The sequence below is a fragment of the Paraburkholderia ferrariae NBRC 106233 genome, from assembly GCF_000685035.1.
Classification (GTDB): Bacteria; Pseudomonadota; Gammaproteobacteria; order Burkholderiales; family Burkholderiaceae; genus Paraburkholderia; species Paraburkholderia ferrariae.
On record NZ_BAYB01000002.1, the window covers coordinates 198,685 to 216,542 of the forward strand.

The 17,858-nt window shown below is 68.6% G+C and carries 17 protein-coding genes; 4 read left to right on the forward strand and 13 right to left on the reverse strand.

What is annotated here, in order from left to right:
- Positions 1–119: 119 nt before the first annotated feature.
- Positions 120–1,559 carry a carbohydrate porin gene (locus BFE01S_RS01195; RefSeq protein WP_028224015.1) on the reverse strand — a complete coding sequence of 480 codons (1,440 nt, stop codon included), beginning with the start codon at positions 1,557–1,559 and terminating at the stop codon, positions 120–122.
- 385 nt (positions 1,560–1,944) lie between these two features.
- Between BFE01S_RS01195 and BFE01S_RS01200 the strand changes: the two genes are divergently transcribed.
- Together BFE01S_RS01200 and BFE01S_RS01205 are read left to right on the forward strand one after the other, a co-directional pair.
- The gene (locus BFE01S_RS01200) at positions 1,945–2,805 is read left to right on the forward strand and encodes an arylamine N-acetyltransferase family protein (protein WP_042336959.1); all 861 of its coding nucleotides are present in this window, start codon (positions 1,945–1,947) and stop codon (positions 2,803–2,805) included.
- Positions 2,806–2,873: 68 nt separating this feature from the next.
- Positions 2,874–3,551, forward strand: a complete 678-nt coding sequence (locus BFE01S_RS01205; protein ID WP_028224017.1) for a methyltransferase family protein — start codon at positions 2,874–2,876, stop codon at positions 3,549–3,551.
- 42 nt (positions 3,552–3,593) lie between these two features.
- Here the strand turns inward: BFE01S_RS01205 and BFE01S_RS01210 are convergent, their stop codons facing one another.
- The 11 genes from BFE01S_RS01210 to BFE01S_RS01260 all read right to left on the reverse strand — a co-directional run bounded on the left by BFE01S_RS01210 (position 3,594) and on the right by BFE01S_RS01260 (position 13,711).
- A complete protein-coding gene (locus BFE01S_RS01210) occupies positions 3,594–4,373 on the reverse strand; it encodes a hypothetical protein (RefSeq protein WP_028224018.1) in 780 nt (259 codons plus the stop codon).
- Between the two features lie 92 nt (positions 4,374–4,465).
- Positions 4,466–4,627, reverse strand: a complete 162-nt coding sequence (locus tag BFE01S_RS44910; protein ID WP_169742581.1) for a hypothetical protein — start codon at positions 4,625–4,627, stop codon at positions 4,466–4,468.
- Positions 4,602–5,606 carry a cytochrome d ubiquinol oxidase subunit II gene (gene cydB, locus BFE01S_RS01220; protein ID WP_028224019.1) on the reverse strand — a complete coding sequence of 335 codons (1,005 nt, stop codon included), beginning with the start codon at positions 5,604–5,606 and terminating at the stop codon, positions 4,602–4,604. The genes BFE01S_RS44910 and cydB overlap by 26 nt, the downstream gene beginning before the upstream one ends.
- Positions 5,607–5,654: 48 nt before the next feature.
- Positions 5,655–7,070 (reverse strand): cytochrome ubiquinol oxidase subunit I, encoded by a 1,416-nt coding sequence (locus BFE01S_RS01225; protein ID WP_028224020.1) that lies wholly within the window; start codon positions 7,068–7,070, stop codon positions 5,655–5,657.
- Positions 7,071–7,478: 408 nt separating this feature from the next.
- A complete protein-coding gene (locus BFE01S_RS01230; RefSeq protein ID WP_028224021.1) occupies positions 7,479–7,667 on the reverse strand; it encodes a 4-oxalocrotonate tautomerase in 189 nt (62 codons plus the stop codon).
- Positions 7,668–7,699: 32 nt separating this feature from the next.
- Positions 7,700–8,476: a class II aldolase/adducin family protein gene (locus BFE01S_RS01235; protein WP_028224022.1), complete on the reverse strand. Its 777-nt coding sequence runs from the start codon at positions 8,474–8,476 to the stop codon at positions 7,700–7,702.
- A 20-nt stretch (positions 8,477–8,496) separates the two neighbouring features.
- Complete coding sequence (locus BFE01S_RS36955) at positions 8,497–9,513, reverse strand: urea transporter (RefSeq protein ID WP_063834396.1); 1,017 nt, start codon at positions 9,511–9,513, stop codon at positions 8,497–8,499.
- A gap of 210 nt (positions 9,514–9,723) precedes the next feature.
- Positions 9,724–10,938, reverse strand: a complete 1,215-nt coding sequence (gene kch / locus BFE01S_RS36960; protein ID WP_042337048.1) for a voltage-gated potassium channel protein — start codon at positions 10,936–10,938, stop codon at positions 9,724–9,726.
- A gap of 256 nt (positions 10,939–11,194) precedes the next feature.
- On the reverse strand, positions 11,195–12,067 hold the full coding sequence (locus BFE01S_RS01250; RefSeq protein WP_028224023.1) for a mechanosensitive ion channel family protein: 873 nt from the start codon (positions 12,065–12,067) through the stop codon (positions 11,195–11,197).
- 92 nt (positions 12,068–12,159) lie between these two features.
- Positions 12,160–12,702 carry a GNAT family N-acetyltransferase gene (locus BFE01S_RS01255; protein ID WP_028224024.1) on the reverse strand — a complete coding sequence of 181 codons (543 nt, stop codon included), beginning with the start codon at positions 12,700–12,702 and terminating at the stop codon, positions 12,160–12,162.
- 82 nt (positions 12,703–12,784) lie between these two features.
- A complete protein-coding gene (locus BFE01S_RS01260) occupies positions 12,785–13,711 on the reverse strand; it encodes a DMT family transporter (RefSeq protein WP_042336960.1) in 927 nt (308 codons plus the stop codon).
- 198 nt (positions 13,712–13,909) lie between these two features.
- On the opposite strand from BFE01S_RS01260, the gene BFE01S_RS01265 reads away from it, so the two are divergent.
- Complete coding sequence (locus tag BFE01S_RS01265) at positions 13,910–15,343, forward strand: aminotransferase-like domain-containing protein (RefSeq protein ID WP_028224026.1); 1,434 nt, start codon at positions 13,910–13,912, stop codon at positions 15,341–15,343.
- A gap of 24 nt (positions 15,344–15,367) precedes the next feature.
- Here the strand turns inward: BFE01S_RS01265 and BFE01S_RS01270 are convergent, their stop codons facing one another.
- A complete protein-coding gene (locus BFE01S_RS01270; RefSeq protein WP_042336962.1) occupies positions 15,368–16,927 on the reverse strand; it encodes an MDR family MFS transporter in 1,560 nt (519 codons plus the stop codon).
- A gap of 88 nt (positions 16,928–17,015) precedes the next feature.
- On the opposite strand from BFE01S_RS01270, the gene BFE01S_RS36965 reads away from it, so the two are divergent.
- A complete protein-coding gene (locus BFE01S_RS36965) occupies positions 17,016–17,828 on the forward strand; it encodes a TetR/AcrR family transcriptional regulator (protein ID WP_063834397.1) in 813 nt (270 codons plus the stop codon).
- Positions 17,829–17,858 lie beyond the last annotated feature (30 nt).

The window sequence follows — 17,858 nt, forward strand, 5'->3', positions numbered from 1 at the left end:
CCCCGCGAGCGTGCCGCGTGCCGCAGGCGCCGGGTTCGGCGCTCAGGTCGGGAAGGGCTCGCGAGGACTTGGTGTTGGCCATGGGCTCAGGTTTCGATCGGTTGCGTTTATGCGGACGCTCAGAACGTGATGTTGGTACGCAGGCCCACCACGAAGGTGTTGCGCAGCGCCTGCGTCTGGTTGTCCGGGTTCTGGCCCGCACCGGCATTGAACGTGTACTGCGCGTCGGCCTGGAGCTGCCACCAGGGATTGACCTGATACTGGTAGGTCGCTTCGAGCGCCGTTTCGCTGCCGCGCTGCACGAACCCGTTGGCGAGGTCGGCGGCGGCCGCGGCGCTGCTGATCTTGATGTAGGCGAGGCCCAGGCCCACGCTGTCGTTGTCGCGGCCGGCGAACGGCGCCTTCATCACCACGCCCAGGTTGGCGCTATAGCTCACCTCGTTGCGGTCGTTCGGCGCGCCCATCACGCGCGCGAACACGCCGATGCTGCGCGGCTCGTCGGGGTCCGGGCGCCAGACCATCTGGTCGGCGACGGCATAGATGCTGTAGTTGCCCTTGATCGGCGCCGACGTCTGCTGGTTGGTGAACGTGTCGCTGTTGTACCAGAAGCCCAGCTTGTAGGTGCCCGGCAGCTTCTTGCTGCTGTCTGCGCTCACGAGGTCGCCTTCGGCGGGCTGGTTGATCGAGTACTGCAGCTCGCCGATCACCATTGCACCGTTGTGCAGGTTGAAGTTCGTGCCGCTCAGGTTGGCCGGGTTGTTGCCGAGCGGGTCGGCGTCGAACACGCCCGCGAGGCCCGTGAGCGAACCCGTGATCTGCGCGCGCGCACGCACGCCGAGCGCGGAGAGCGGGTAGGCCGGGCCGCCGTTCGGCAGGTCGTACGAAGGCAGGCCAGGCCAGCCGAACATCGTGTTCACGAAGAGCGCCGCGTACTGGCTCACCATGAATTCCTGGTCGAGACTTTGCTGACCGATCTTCACGTCCACGCGCTTGTCGAGGAACGACTGCTGGTACCACATTTCCCACAGGCGGGTGGTGTCCTGCGCCTCGATGCCGCTCGCCGTGTTCAGCGTGCCGAGATTCAGCGCGCTCAGGTTCGAGCCGTGAATGTTGAGCGCGCTGATATTGAAGAGGCCGCCCGGGATGCCCAGCGCCTTGCTCGTATCGAGCTGCAGGGTCGCGGTGGTGAGGCCGTCGTAGGTGCCGCCGCGGTTCAGGCCGCCGCGCAGGTTCGCGAGGTACTCGCTCGTCTCGGTCAGCTCGAACGTGACGCCGTACTTGCCGAGCCACGGACGCAGGCCGCCCATGTCGCCGAGCAGGTTCTGGCGGCTCCAGATGCCGGTCCAGAAGCTGGACGGCTGCGCCTTGATGTTGAGGTCGGCTTCCGGGGCTTCCGGAGTGGCGTCGGGGTTGGTTTCGGGGCTGGACTGCGCGTAGGCCGCACTGCTCGCGAGCGTCGCGAACGCGACGGACAGCGTGAGCTGGCGCAGCGCCGGCAGATGGCGCCGGACCCCGTAGCCACGAAGCGCGGCGGGACGAACTGACCGGGAGAACTTCATCGAGATCCTTATTGATTATGTCGATGCCGTTTGCGCGCTGTCTCCACCCGCTGGCGGAGCGCTGGTTGCACTGCTGTTCGCAACATCCGCGCCGGCACCGCTGCACATGAATTCCCTGCATCGCCGCCCTCGCAACAGGCAGCGAACGACGCCCATCGTACTCATTGGGAATATAGGAGTCAACACAAATGAGAATGATTCTCATAAAGATTACTTGCGGGGTTCAGTGCGTTTACGAATTGCTTTCCAATACACCCGATTTGCATTACATATTGTCAGGAAGTGTTGGATCGGCGGGGCGATGGAAGTCGAATATCATCGGACCATCACTGACCTTGCGTGCTTCGATGCATAGCGTGCACGCATCACTCCGGATGCACGGCCCATGACCGCTTCGTTGCCTGATAACCCGCTCGAAAGCCGCTTCGATCTCGACCGCTATTTCGCGCGCATCGGCTACGGCGGCCCGCGTGCGGCCACGCTCGACGTGCTGCGCACGCTCCACCGCCTCCATCCGCTCGCGATTCCCTTCGAGGGCCTCGACGCGTTCGCGGGGCGGCCCGTTTCGCTGCGGCTCGACGATATCGTCGCGAAGCTGGTGGATGCGCGGCGCGGCGGCTATTGCTTCGAGCACAACACGCTCTTTGCCCGCGCGCTTGCGGCGCTGGGGTTCGCCATCGCGCCGCTGGCCGCGCGCGTGGTGTACGGGCGCACGCCCGATGCCGTTACGCCGCGCTCGCATATGCTGCTGCGCGTGGAGGTGGAGGGCGCCGCGTGGCTGGCCGACGTCGGCTTTGGCGGCGCGACGCTGTGCGCGCCGCTTGCGTTCGCGGTGCGCGAGCCGCAGCCCACGCCGCTCGAACCCGCGCGACTTGATCTGGAGTCCGAAGGTATCTGGACGCTCGCAGTGCGCGAAGGCGATGCCTGGGCCAACGTTTACCGCTTCGAATCGCGGCCGGCCGAATGGGTGGATTACGACGTTGCGAACTGGTACACGTCCACGTCGCCCGATTCGTTCTTCACGGGCAACCTGGTGGTGTGCGGCGTGCGCGAAAACGGCCGCGCCGCACTCTTTAACGACCACTATTCCGAACGCGACGCCCTGGGCCGCCGCACCCTCGCGCAGACGATCGCCAGCGCCGGCGCGCTCAAGGAATGTCTGCGCGAGCGCTTCGGCATCGATGCTGCGGACTTCGACACAGACGCGCTCTTTGCGCGCATCACGGGACGCGGCCCGGCGGCCTGAGCGGTGCCGGCCGCGCTCGGGCTTGATCGGCCACGGGCGGGCCCGGGCCCGGAGCGAAGGAGGACATCATGATCGGACGCATGATCGGGATGACGGTGCTATGGCTCGCGCTGATGGGCGCGCTGCTGTTCGGCGCGGCGGGCACGCTCGCGTGGCTGGCCGCTTGGCTCTGGCTCGCGGAGTTCGCCGCTGCGAGTCTCTGGATCGGCCTGTGGCTCGCGCGCGTGGATCCCGGGTTGCTGGCCGAGCGCCTTTCGCCGTATGCCGCGCGCGGTCAGAGCACGTGGGACCGGGTGTTCATGATCGCCGTCTCGGTGGGCTGGTGCGCCTGGCTCGTGCTGATCGGCGCCGACGCGGTGCGCTTCGGCGCCTCGCACGTGCCGCTCTGGCTGCGCGTGGCGGGTGCCGCGGCGATCTTTCTCTGCATCTACCTCACGCGCGGCGTGTTCGCAGCGAACCGCTATGCGTCGCCCGTCGTGGCCATCCAGCGCGAGCGCGGCCACGCGCTCACCGACACCGGACCGTATGCGCACATCCGGCATCCGATGTATGCGTACGCACTCCTGCTGATTGCCGGCACGCCGCTCATGCTGGGTTCGTGGTGGGGGCTTGCCTGCGTGCCCTTCATGATGGCGGCCATCGGCTGGCGCGCGGTGAAGGAAGAGCGCACGCTGGCCGAGGGGCTGCCCGGCTATCGGGACTACATGCAGCGCGTGCGCTACCGGTTCCTGCCGGGTGTCTGGTAGCGCCGCGCTGTGATAGCGCCGCGCGCGCGTGGCAGACGGCCCTCAGGCCGCGGGCGGCGCGGGGAGCCGCCCGGCATGGCGCCGATAAAGCCAGGCCTGACCCGCGGCGGTGATCAGCGCGAACAGGAGATTCCCCACGCTCTGGCCCACGGCGAGCAGCAGGAGTCGGCCGGGCGAAGCGAGCGAGGCGGGCGTGATGCCGGCCACGCCGATGACGATCAGCACGACGATGCCGACCGCGATGAGCGGCAATACCGCGACGAACGGCACACCGATCAGGGCCCAGAAGTGCCCCCGGCTATCGTGCCAGGCGGCGCGCAGATCGATGCGGTTGCCGAGGGAGAGCGAGGGAAAGAGCAGGCTGACGCGCACGGCGACATAGATCCACACGACGGCCACGATGAGCCCGAGGAACGCCTCGCCGCCCGCGTAATGCGGCCGCAGCACGGCGTAGAGCACGAGCCCGGTGACGACCAGCGCCAGCGTGAGCGCGGCGCCCACGCCGAACATGCGCAACAGCGGTTTGGCGCCGAACGGGAAGAGCGGCGCCGCGCCTTCGCGCAGCAGCACGAAGCGATGCACCTTGATGATGAACGCGAGATAGACGATGGAGTTCAGCAGCGAAGCGACATCGGCTGCGAACACGAGGCCGCCCGAGGGCACCTCGCCCGTGCCCGGCACGGGCCGCCCGGCGAAGGCCACCCATGCGAGCGCCGTATAGGCCGCGAAGGCGCCGAGCATGAGCGCGGGCATCTGCGTGGCCGCTTCGCGCGAGCTCGCCCAGGTGCGCTTGACGCATTCCATGAAGGTCATCTGTTGCATGGTTCTTATCGTGTGAGTGACAGATGGCCGGTAGTCTAGCGCGGAGTCGGGCCGCTGCGCGCGCGGTGTGTGTGTGCCGCCCCGGACGGGGCCTACTTCACGGCAAAGAGCGTGAGGTTCATCAACACCTTGAACGCCAACCCGAGCGAGACCGCCGCGCCCACGCCCGCGCACCAGAGCAGCACGAACCAGAGCCAGCCCGGCAGTGCGCGGCGCGGCGTGGCGCGCTTAATGATAGTGATGGGTGTCGCCATGGCGCACCTTGCCGCGGAAAACCCAGTAACCCATCGTCGTGTACGCCAGAATGACGGGCAGGATCACCGCCGTGCCGACCAGCGTGAACATCTGGCTCGAACGCGGCGCGGCCGCTTCCCAGAGCGTGAGGCTTTGCGGAATCGCATACGGCCACAGGCTCACGAGCAGCCCCAGATAGCCGAGCGCCACGAGGCCGATCGCCGCGATGAACGGCGTGTTGTGATGGCGCGCCCGCACGGCGCGATGCATCCAGTACGCGCAGGCCAGCACCAGCAGCGGCACGGGCGCGAGCCGCCAGAAGAGCCGCGCGTCGAACCAGCGCGAGGCGATGTTGGCGTCCTGCAGCGGCGTCCACACGCTCACGAGCGCGATGAAGCCGAGCAGCACCATGGTGAGCGGCCACACCAGCCGGTGCAGACGGCGCTGGAGGTCGCCTTCGGTCTTGGCGACGAGCCAGCAACTGCCGAGCAGCGCATAGGTGACCACGAGCCCGAGCCCCGCGAGCAGGCTGAACGGCGTGAGCCAGCCGAAGGGGGCGCCCGTGAAGCGGCCGTCGGCGACGGGAATGCCTTGCAGGAAAGCCCCGAGCGCGATGCCCTGGAAAAACGCGGCGCCCGTCGAACCGCCGATGAAGGCGAGATCCCAGAGATGCTTCGTGCGGTTGGCCTTCGCGCGAATCTCGAACGACACGCCGCGAAAGATCAGGCACGCGAGCATGAACACGAGCGGCAGATAGAGCGCGGAAAGCACGGTGGCATACACCACCGGAAACACGGCGAAGAGCGCCGCGCCGCCGAGCACGAGCCAGGTCTCGTTGCCGTCCCAGACGGGCGCGACCGTGTCCATCATGAGGTCGCGCTCGTGCTCTTCGGGGAAGAACGGAAACACGATGCCGATGCCCAGATCGAAGCCGTCCAGCACGACATACATGAACACGCCGAGCGCGATGATCGCAGCCCAGATGACGGTGACATCCATTTTGCTTGCCTCTTTACGCTTGCTTGAGGAGGGATCGAAGTTCCGGGGTCAGGCGTCGATCAGCTGATCGGCGGCGGACAGGGGGCGGCGCGCGCTCTGGTGTCCGGGCAGTGCGGGGGCCGCGGCGCGGCCGCCCGGCTCGCCCGGCAGCGCGGGGCCGTGGCGCATGAGCTTGAGCATGTAGTAGATGCCGGTGCCGAACACGAGGAAGTACACGCAGACGAACGCCATCAGCGAAATGCTGACCTGCTGCGCCGTGAGCGGCGACACGGCCTGCGCGGTGCGCATCACGCCATAGACCACCCACGGCTGGCGGCCGGCTTCGGTGGTGATCCAGCCCGCGAGCAGCGTGACGAAGCCCGTCGGCCCCATGGCGAAGGTGAAGCGCTGGAATGCGCGCGATTCGTAGAGCGTGCCGCGCCGGCGCAGGAACCCGCCCAGCGCGCCCAGCACGATCATCAGGAGTCCCAGGCCAACCATCACGCGGAAGGTCCAGAACACGAGCGTCGAGTTCGGGCGCTCGTCGGGCGGGAACGACTTGAGGCCCCTGATCTTGCCGTCCCAGCTATGCGTGAGGATGAGGCTGCCCAGGTGCGGAACCGAAACGGCATAGCGCGTGGTTTCGGCCTGCATGTCCGGAATACCGAAGAGATTGAGCGCGGTGCCGCCCTGCTCGGTGTCCCAGAGTCCTTCGATCGCGGCGATCTTGGCGGGCTGATACTCGCGCGTGTTCAGGCCGTGCGCGTCGCCCACGAAGGCCTGCACGGGCGCCAGCACGAGAAGGAGGGCGAGCGCCATCGAGAACATCGTCTTGACGGCCGGATCGCGCCGCCCCTTGAGCAGATGCCAGGCGCCGGTCGCCGCCACCACGAGCGCGGCGACGATGAACGCGGCAATGGCCATGTGCGCGAGACGGTAGGGGAACGACGGGTTGAAGACGATCTTGAACCAGTCGGTGGGGACGACATGGCCGTTCACGATCTCGAAGCCCTGGGGCGTCTGCATCCAGCTGTTGGAGGCGAGAATCCAGAATGTGGAGATGAGCGTGCCGATGGCGACCATGAGCGTCGCGCCGAAGTGCGCGCGCGGGCTCACGCGGTTCCAGCCGAACAGCATGATGCCGAGGAAGCCGGCTTCGAGGAAGAACGCGGTCATCACCTCGTACATGAGGAGCGGGCCGGTTACCGGGCCGGCGAAGGCGGAGAAGCCGGACCAGTTGGTGCCGAACTCGTAGCTCATGACGACGCCGGAGACGACGCCCATGCCGAACGCGACGGCGAAGATCTTCGACCAGAAGAGGCAGAGATCCTTGTAGCAGGTCTTGCCGGTCTTGAGCCAGCAGGCTTCCAGCACGGCGATGAAACTTGCCAGCCCGATGCTGAGCGCGGGAAAGACGATATGGAAGGAGACGGTAAAAGCGAATTGCAGCCTGGCCAGATCGAAGGCCGAGAGTGACGTGTCCATGTACGTGCCTGATGCTTGCGTGCCGTAGGGTTCCGCGCGACGGGCGATGCCGGAAGGCGGCCTGCGTGTCGTGCAGATGGGCGTAAGCGTAGGCCAATGGCGGCGCGTTTGCTGCGCTGCGGCGTGCGCTCGCTTGTCGCAGGCCGACCTCGCCGCGACGCACGGTTATGCGCTAACGCATTGACTCAAATCAACTAATGCGCAAGGGGGGCGAGGAAAGCGTGCGGGGAGTGCGGCGCCGATGTGCGTCAATACACCGCGCAGCCGCGCGGGTGCGTCAATCTGACCAGGTGCGGATTCGGCAGGGATGAGGCGGGATCGTCCCGGTGCCGCCGGGGCCGGGACGATCGCGTGAGGCAATACTAAGGAATCTTAAGGATAGGCGAGCGGCAGAAGGGACGCTGCCGCTCAGCGCGGATCGCTCCACAGCTTGCCTGCCGTGGCCCAGTTCTCGGGTTTCACGTCCACGAACAGGATGTCGACGCTTTGCGGCTCGCAGCCGAGCACCTTGCAGGTGGTTTCCGTGAGCGCGGCGGCGAGTTCGCGCTTCTTCTCGACGGTGCGGCCTTCGAACAGTTCGATATGGAAAGTCGGCATGGTTGTCTTCCGTGATGAGTGGGGTGAAGGAGTCAATCGCGATACGACGGGTCGAGGCGGTCGAGCTTGCGCAGCAGCGCGGGCCATTCGAGCTCGCCTTCGACCGCGCCGCCGTCGCGCAGTTGTTCGGCGGTGCGGGCGGCGACCTCGGCCGGCGGTACGACGAGCGGCACACCGCCCGCCTGGGCCTGCAACTGGATTTCGCAGGCCTTGATGAGCGTGGCCATCAGCACGTAGGCCTCGGCGATGGTGCGGCCCGTGGTGAGCGTGCCGTGGTTGCGCAGCAGCATGGCCGGACGGTCGCCGAGGTTCGCGGTCAGCCGGCCGCCCTCGGCGGGCGTGAAGGCGAGACCTTCGTAGTCGTGCCAGGCGAGCTGGCCGTAGAAGCGCAGCGCATGCTGCGAGGCGGGCAGCAGACTGTCGCGCTGGATCGACACGGCAATGCCCGCCGTGTTGTGCAGATGCATGACGCAGACGGCATCGGGCCGCGCGAGGTGCACCGCCGCGTGCAGCGCGAAGCCCGTGGCGTTTACGGGATGGTCGCTCGGGCCGACGATGCGGCCTTCCGTGTCGATTTTCACGAGGTTCGAGGCGCACACCTCGTCGAAGGCGAGGCCGAACGGGTTGATCAGGAAGCGCCCGGGCTCGCCGGGAATCGCGGCGGAGACATGGGTGTAGATGAGGTCGTCCCAGCCGTTGAGCGCGATGAGCCGGTAGGCGGCGGCCAGATCGACGCGCAACCGCTGTTCGGCGGCGGAGCGCGGGCCGGTTTCGGCGGCCGTGCGGGTGGGGCGGTGGGCGAATGACATGGCGGCTCCTTCCCGGGTGGTCAGCGGAGGGCGGAGGGGGCGGTGCGCGTGCTGCCGGCGCGCGCGGGCGTCTCCGTCTCTTGCGGTTCGTGTGTGGCGGCGCGCGCCGGAGCCGCGTCGCGGCGCCCGCCGCGAAGCCCGCGCGCGGTAGCGTGGGCGCACCAGCTTGCGAGCACGAAGGGCGCGGTCAGGGCGGGCAGCCCGTAGTGGACGGCGGCGAGATGCAGCGCTGCGGCCAGCATCGTCGCACAGATTGCGGCGCGCGTGCCGAGCGTGAGCGTGGCGAGCGCGGCCAGCGCGCCGTTGAAGCCGGTCAGGCCGGCGTCGAAGGCAGAAAGCGGCGTGCCGCAGGCCAGTTCGAGGCCGCTTGCGAGCGCCGCGCCCAGCAGCGCGAAGCCGGCGGCCCGCCGCGATGAGAGCGCGAGCCCCGCCACCACGAGCAGCCCGGCCGGCGCGCCGGAGGCGAATTCGCTTTGCGCCACGCCGCTCAGGACGCCGGCGAGCGTGCGCAAGCCGAAGCTGGCGGCGTGGGGCGCCGCGGCCCAGCCCGGATCGATCAGCGCGGTCAGCGCATGGCCCGGCGCGGGCGGGGCCGCCGGGGCGCCTGCGCTTAGCGCGAGCCACACCCAGGTGGCGATGAGGCACGGCGTGGAGTAGACGGACAGGCCCGCGCGCGCGAGGCGCGGGGCGAGCGCCGCGCCGATCCAGGCACTGGCCGTGGCGGCCAGCAGCGCGACGGCCGTGGCGGTGGGCGTATCGCCGATCAAGGTGAAGGCCGCGAGTGCCGCGAGCGCGCCGTTGAAGCCGGCGAGGCCGTCGCGGATCGCTTCGTCCGCGTGGCCGCCCAGCACGGCGCAGACGTTGGCGGCCGTCGCCCCCAGCAGCGCGGCGCAGGCGAGACGCAGGTCGCATACCGCGAGCGCGGCGACAAGGCAGGCGCCGGTGCCGGCGTGACGTTGCAGGACGATCTGGCCGACGCTGCGCAGTACGGTGCGCAGCGCGGCGCCATCGCCGCGGGCTTGCGCGTGGACGGACATGCGAATGAGGACAGGACGGACGAAGGGATGCCATGGCGCCGTTCGCCGCGGGACGAACGCGCTGCGGGCAAAGCGCGCACACGGGCCGCGTTTTTACCGCACTTTTACCGATTCAGGAGCATAGGCGATGCGGGCGGCCTTGCGCGTGCGCGGGCGTGATAGTCGCTATTTGCGCTCCGGGTCCGGCGGTCCGCATGCTGCGGGCAGGGTTCAGGCCGAAGGCGCGGCCGGTGCGGGGGGCTGCGCCGGCTGCGGGGTTTCCGAATGGCCGAACAGCAGGTGCGAAATCAGATCGTTGTCGATGGTCTCGTTGTTGAGCGTGCGTGCGAGCAGTTCGCCCGCCAGCAGTTGCGGCGAGAACACCATGTCCGGCTGCAGCAGCCGCAGCCGCTGCAGATTGCGGCTGTCGTTCACCAGCGCGACGGTGCGCACCTTCGGCGCGAGTTCCTTGATGGCGAGGATCACGAAGGCGTTTTCGGCGTCGTCCATGCGCAGCGCCAGTACGGCAAGCGCCGTTTCCGCGCTCGCCTTGTGCAGCGTCGCGGTGTCGCTGGCGTCGCCCTCGACAATGTCGGCATTCTCGGGATAGCTGTGCGGCGCATTCTGCGTCACGATCACCGTGACGGCGTAGCCGCGCTTCCTGAGCCCCGCGTAGACGCTGTGCGCGAGCGGCGAGACGCCGACGATCAGGTAGTGGTTCTTGCGGGTCACGTTGGAAATCCCTCCCTTCACGATATGTTTCAGCTTGCCGCCGATCACGGGGCCGGCCACGGCGCTGATCGACGTCGCGAACACGGTGATGCCGAGCACGATCACGGAAGCCGCGAACAGCCGCGCGGTGTCCGAGTGCGGAACGATGTCGCCGTAGCCCACGGTCGACATCGACACGATCGAGAAATAGAACGCCGTGACGAAGTTCTGGATGGGCGGGTCGAAGTCTTTGCCCAGATAGAGCGAGCCGAACACCGCGTAGATCATCAACGAGCCGATGCTCAGGATGGCGAACAATGAGCTCGCGGCGAGGCTCGTGCGGTCGAAGCGGCGCCAGTAGACGAGGAGCGCGACCGCCAGCAGCAGCGTGAAGGCGAAGAGCGGCACGCTGCGATAGTCGCCCCGCAGGCTGAGGAACGCCGCGGCGGCGAGCAGCAGCAGCGAGAGCACCCAGGCCACGCGGGCGCGCAGCGCAATGCCGATCGCCATGATCGCGAGGCCCACGGCGATCACCACCTGCGGCAGCGCGAGCAGGCCGAACGCGTCGAGCAGCGTGATCCAGTCCTGGAACCAGCCTCCGCGCACGTGCTGCAGGGCCTTTTCGACGACGGGGTGCACCAGCATGAGCCCGTCGATCACGAGCAGCATGGCCAGATAGCCGTGCGGCACGATATGCGTGGCGAAGCCGCGCAGGCGGCGGGCAAGCGTCTTCATCGCCGTGCGCGCTGTCGTGCGCATGGTCGTGCGCCATGGCGGGCGAAGCGCGGCGCGAGGCATTGCGGCGCGTGCGGCAGGGAGTTCGACATCATGAGCGGGCGCGGGTCGGGCGGCGCGCACGGGCGCCGGGTTCAGGCGATATTAGCAGCCCCGTTGGTGCTGCGTGGTGCCGCGTGGCGTCGGCGTGGTGCCGCGTGGCGTCGGCGTGGTGTCTGCTGACGTCGGCGTGGCGTCGGGTAACGCGCGTACCGCTTCAATGCGTTTGCTGCTGGGCCGCTTGCGGGCTGTGCTGCTCTTGCGGCGTCTGGACGATATGCAGCTCGCGCGTGCGCAGCGGCAGCGAGCACTGCGCGTCGTTGAGCGTCTGGCGCACCTTGCGCGACAGATCCCAGCGCATGTCCCAGAACACGTCGGTCTTCGCCCACACGCGAATGTTGAGCACCGCCGTGCTGTCGTCGAAGCGGCTCACCATCACCTGCGGCGCGGGCTCGCGCAGCACGCGCGGATCGGCGTCGGCCAGCGCGCGCAGCGCGTCGATAGCGCGGTTCACGTCGTCGCGCACCGACACCTCCACTTCGAGGTCCAGGCGCCGCGTGGGATTGCGGCTGTAGTTGCGGATCGAGTTGCTCCAGAGCGCGCTGTTCGGCACGAACTCGCAGATGCCGTCCGGCTTGGTGAGGCGCGTGGTGAAGAGGTTGACTTCCTCGACGGTGCCCGCCACGTTGCCGTTGCCGCCGTCGATGTAGTCGCCCACCTTGAAGGGGCGCAGCAGCAACAGCATGATGCCGGCCGCGATGTTCTGCAGCGTGCCTTGCAGCGCGAGGCCGATGGCGAGGCCCGCGGCGCCGAGCACGGCCACGATGCTCGCGGTCTGGATGCCCAGTTGCGAGAGCGCGCCGATCAGCGCGACGATGCGCACGCTCCACTTGGCGGAGTCGCGCACGATGGGGCGCAGCGTCGCGTCGATGCTGCCTTGCCCGGCGAACCAGCGGCCGATGCGGCGCGCCACCCACCAGCCGATCCACAGGATCGCGGCGGCGGCCACGAGGCGCATCGCGAAGGCGCTGAGCGCGTCCCACAGGAAGCTCCAGTTGGACGGGTGAATGTGGTCTAGCAGAGATTGCATGAGGGAGTCCTTGTCGCCGGCACGAGACGAAAGGATCTATTTTACGGGCGCGGGGCGGCCCGCAGCGGCTGGGCGGTGCGCGCCGCGCGCGATCAGGCTTCGGGCACCGTGCTCGAGCCGGCGCCGAGCACGCGCTGCATGAGCGTCGTATCGCGCCATTCGTTGTGCTTGAAACCCACCGCGTGCAGCGTGCCGATCATCTCGAAGCCGAGGTTCCGGTGCAGCGCGAGCGAGCCGCCGCGCGGGTCGGCGATCACGGCGATCATCTGCCGCCACGGCCCGTTCTCGCAGCGCGCGATCAGCGCTTCGAGCAGCAGGCGGCCGAGCCCGAGGCCGCGGTACGATTCGTCGATGTAGATCGAGTCTTCGATGGTGTAGCGATACGCGGCGCGCGGGCGGTAGGGCGTCGCGTAGCTGTAGCCGGCCACCTTGCCGTTCAGTTCGGCGACGATCCAGGGCAGGCCCTGGCCGCGCACCGCGGCGTGGCGGCGCAGGAGTTCGTCGAGGTCGGGCGGCGTTTCTTCGAACGAAGCCGCTCCGTGCAGGACGTGGTGGGCGTAGATCGCGGCTATCGCGGGGAAGTCGCCTGGCGTGGCGTCGCGCAGGAGCGGCTGCGCGACGTGAGGTGCGTTCATGCGTCTTGAGTCCGGGTTGCGAAGGCGTCATCCACTATGCCTCGCGCGGCCGCGGATGCAAAGCGTGTCAAAAATGCGCGCCTCACGCACGCGGGGCGGCGGCGCGGGCGGGCCGCGGGGCGGAGGCGGGGGTGGTCCGGCCGAAGCGGCGCGCGCCGGCCACGCAGGCGATCACCACGGCCGTCACGCCGATCATGGCGGGCGGCACGGCTTCGTGCAGCACGAGCGCGGCGAGCAGAAAGCCGAAGAACGGCTGCAGCAGCTGCAGTTGCCCGACGCCGGCAATGCCGCCGAGCGCGAGGCCGCGATACCAGAATACGAAGCCGATCAGCATGCTGAAGAGCGACACGTAGGCGAGTCCCCACCAGGCGGGCGCACCCACGGCGGCGAACGAGGCGGGCCGCAGCGCGATGGCGAGCGGCAGCATGACGGGCAGCGAGATCACGAGCGCCCAGCAGATCACCTGCCAGCCGCCGAGCCGCCGCGAGAGCCGGGCGCCTTCGGCGTAGCCGAGCCCGCAGACGACGATCGCGCCGAGCATGAGCGCATCGCCCAGCGGCGAGGCGCTGACGCCGTGACGCAGCGCGAACGCCACCACGGCCGCGCTGCCGAGCGCGGAGAACAGCCAGAAGGCGGGGTGCGGATGTTCGCCGCCGCGCAGCACGCCGAAGATCGCCGTGGAAAGCGGCAGCAGGCCGACGAACACGATGGCGTGCGCGGAACTCACGTGGCGCAGCGCGAGCGCGGTGAGGAGCGGAAAGCCGACCACCACGCCGAGCGCCACGACGACGAGCGGCAGGAACTCGCGGCGCCCGGGCCGTGCGGCGCGCAGCAGCACCAGCAGGAGCGCGCCCAGCACGCCGGCGATGGTGGCGCGCGCGCCGGTGAGGAAGAGCGGGTCGAGGCCCAGCACGGCCACGCGCGTGGCGGGCAGCGAGCCGCTGAAGATCAGGACGCCGGCGAGGCCGCAGAGCCAGCCGTCGGTGGTGGAATCGAGGGATTTGCGCATGGGTCGGGCGACGAAGGGCAGCGATGAAGACAGCCGGATGGCCGGGATAGCCTGACGATGATGCGCGCGGGAGGGTTAGCGGGTAAGCTACAGATCAGTACAATTTCGATAAACTGTACTGATCGCGGAGCAGTACAGCTACCGGGTACATACCGGGTACATACCGGGTACAGATAGGGAACGGCGGGAGAGAGGAAGATGGCAGACACCGGCCTTGCGCCATCCCAGGCGAGGGAAGACGGCGCGCTCACGCGGGTCGCACGCGTCATGGAAACGCTGCGCGAGCGCATCGCGGCGCGCGCGCTCGCGGCCGGCGCCCGCGTGCCGTCCATCCGCGCCATGGGCGAGCAGTTGGGCGTATCGAAATCGACGGTGGTCGAAGCCTACGAACGGCTCGTTGCGCAAGGCGTGCTGGTGGCGCGGCGCGGTTCCGGGTTCTTCGTGGCGGGCCATGCGCCGCCGCTCGCGCTCGCGGCGCTCGGCCCGCGTCTGGATCGCGAGATCGATCCGCTCTGGCTCACGCGCCAGTCGCTCGAAGCGGACCCGAACGCGCTGCGCCCCGGCTGCGGCTGGCTGCCGCCCTCATGGCTGCCGCACGATGCCGTGCGGCGCGCGCTGCGCTCGCTTGCCCGCGACCCGCGCGCCCCGCTGGCCGAATACGCCACGCCCTTCGGCTCGCCCGCGCTGCGCCAGCAGCTTGCCTGGCGCCTCGCCCAGCATGGCGTGGAGGCCGCGCCCGAGCAGATCGTGCTCACCGACGGCGGCACCCAGGCGCTCGACTTCGTGTGCCGTTTCCTGCTGGAGCCGGGCGACACCGTGCTCGTGGACGATCCCTGCTACTTCAACTTCCAGGCCTTGTTGCGCGCGCATCGAACCCGCGTGGCGAGCGTGCCGTACACGCCCGCCGGCCCCGACATCGCCGCCTTCGAGCGCGCGCTGATCGAGCACCGGCCGCGCCTTTACGTCACCAACTCGGCAATCCACAACCCCACGGGCGCTTCGCTCTCGCCCACGGTCGCGCACCGCCTGCTCAAGCTCGCCGAGGAGCACGATTTGCTGATCGTGGAGGACGATATCTTCGCGGACTTCGAAACCGAACCGGCACCGCGCCTCGCGGCCTTCGACGGCCTCTCGCGCGTCGTCACCATCGGCAGCTTTTCGAAGACGATGTCGGCGGCGGTGCGTTGCGGCTTCATCGCCGCGCGTGCCGACTGGTGCGAAGCGCTCGTCGATCTGAAGCTGGCCGTGTCGTTCGGCAACGGCGAGGTCGCGGCCGATCTCGTGCACCGGCTGCTGGTGGACGGCACCTATCGGCGTCATCTCGACGCGCTGCGAGCGCGGCTGGCCGACGCGATGGGCGAAACGCTCAGGCGTCTCGCCGCGCTGGGGATCACGGCGTGGACGCAGCCGCAGGCGGGGTTGTTCGTGTGGGCGCGCCTGCCGGATGGGCTCGACGCCGCGCAGGTGGCGCGCGAGGCGCTCGCGCACGGAGTGGTGCTCGCGCCCGGCAACGTGTTCAGCGTCGCGCACAGCGCGGGCGATTTTCTGCGATTCAACGTGTCGCAATGCAACCGGCCGAAGGTGTACGACACGCTGCAGCGCGCGATGGAGCGGAGCGCGCTAACGGCGTGAAGTGCCGGGGCGCGCGTTGGCGCTTCACTGGTGCTTGCGCAGCGGAATGTCCTGCAGCAGCCAGGCAAGCGCGAACGAGAGCACCACCACGCACGCCGCCGCGAGATAGACGCTATGCAAGGCGCCCGCGAAGGCGTCGAGGTACTGGGCATGCAGCACGGGCGGCAGATGGTGGATCACGTCGGGCGTGAGCGGCTGCGGCAGTTCGACATCCGGCGTGAGCACCTTTTCGAGCCGCGTGCTGAGCCCATGCGAGAACACGGCGCCGAACGCCGCCACGCCCACCGAGCCGCCGATCGAGCGGAACAGCGTGGCGCCGGACGTGGCCACGCCCATGTGGCGGAATTCCACGGCGTTCTGCACCGCGAGGATCAGCACCTGCATGACCATGCCGAGCCCGCAGCCCAGCAGGCCCATGTAGATATACATCTGATTGAGCGGCGTCGCGATCTGCAGGCGCGCGAGCAGCACCATCGCCACGCCGACGAGCGCGGTGCCCGCGATCGGGAACATGCGGTACTTGCCGATCTTGCTGATGATGCGGCCCGTGATCACCGACATCACGAGCACGCCGCCCATCATCGGCAGCATCTGCATGCCGGCCCCGGAAGGCGTGGAGCCTTTCACCACCTGCAGATAAAGCGGCAGGAAGGTCACCGAGCCGAACAGCGACACGCCCACGATAAAACCGATCAGGCTCGACAGCACGAAAGTGCGATGGCGGAACAGTTCGAGCGGCATGATGGGCTCGACCGCGTGCTGTTCCTCGTGGATGAAGCCGGCCACCGAAACGCAGCCGAGCAGCAACGTGAGCCAGAGCTGCGGCGAAGTCCACGGCAGGATCGTGCCGCCCTGGCTCGTGAAGAGGATGAGGCAGGTGAGCGCGCCCGCCAGCCACGCGGCGCCCATGTAGTCGATTACGTGCTTCACATGCGCGGTGCGCGGCCGGAACACGGCGCCGATCACCGCGAGCGCCACCGCGCCGAGCGGCAGATTGATGTAAAAGATCCAGCGCCACGACAGATGCTCGACGAGAAAGCCGCCAAGCAGCGGCCCTACCACCGTGGCGAGCCCGAACACGCCGCCGAAGAGCCCCTGGTATTTGCCGCGCTGCGCGGGCGGGATGACGTCGCCGATGGCCGCCATCGTCACGACCATGAGGCCGCCGCCGCCGACGCCCTGCACCGCGCGCAGCACGATCAGCTGCATCATGTCCTGCGCCACGCCGCACAGCGCCGATCCGATCAGGAAGACCACGATGGCGGCCTGCAGCACGATCTTGCGCCCGAACAGGTCGCCCAGCTTGCCGTAGAGCGGCACGACGATAGTCGAGGTCAGCAGGTAGGCGGTGACGACCCACGAAAGGCGGTCGAGGCCGCCCAGTTCGCCGACGATCGTGGGGAGCGCCGTCGAAACGATGGTCTGGTCGAGCGCCGCGAGCAGCATTACGAGGATCAGCGCCGGAAACAGGAGCCGGACCGGCGGATGGCCGGTGCCAGCGGTTGCTTGTGCCGCATGGGCGGCATCGGCCGCAGGCGCGGCATCGCCCTGGACCGGCAGGGGGCGTTCCGTGGTGGGTTCCATGGACGTGGGGTTATCTTGAAATTAATTAACTTGACGATTAATATAGGAGAAATCCGATGCGCAGTCAAAGTCCGAAACGTAACGAGAGATGAACGAGCCCGATATCCCCGACGTTGCCGCTTCCCAGGAATCCGCCGGGAACGACACCGGCATGGCCAAAGCGCGCTCGGGCCGCCGTCCCGGCCGGCCGAGCGGCGGCCCGGGCGGGGCGGAGCAGCGCACGCGGCTGATCGAGGCGGCGCTGGCCCTCTTTGCGCGGCAAGGCATTCTCGATACGCCGCTCGCCGCCATTGCGCGCGCGGCGGACATGACGCCCGCGATGGTTCACTACTATTTCAAGACGCGCGACCAGTTGATCGACGTGCTGATCGACGAGCGCTTCGTGCCGCTGCGCGCAGCCACCGAGGGCATCTTCGAGGCGCATCCCGACGATCCCGTTGCCGCGCTCACGCTGCTTACGGAGCGCTTTGTCGAAGTGGGCGCGCGCTATCCTTGGTTCGCGCCTTTGTGGGTGCGCGAGGTGATCAGCGAAGGCGGGCTGCTGCGCCAGCGCATGCACGAACGCTTCGGCCAGTCGCACCAGCGGGCGGCGCACGAGGCGATCGCGCGCTGGCAGCGCGAAGGGCGCCTGAATCCGGCGCTGGAACCGTCACTGCTGTTTCAGTCGCTGCTCGGCCTCGCGCTGCTGCCGCTCGCGACCACGCGCATCTGGCGCAGCGACCCGGCGCGGCGCCAGCTCGGCCCGAACGAGATCGCACGCCATGCCATCGCGCTCGTCACGCAGGGGATCGGGCCGCAGGGGATCGGGCCGCAGGGGCAGGCCGTTACTTCGTCCGGTATTTCGCCGGTTACTTCGCCGGTTACTTCGTCCGGTAGTACGCGCACTCCGGAAAATCCGTGATCGAATCGCGGCTTGGGGGGATGCCGCGCC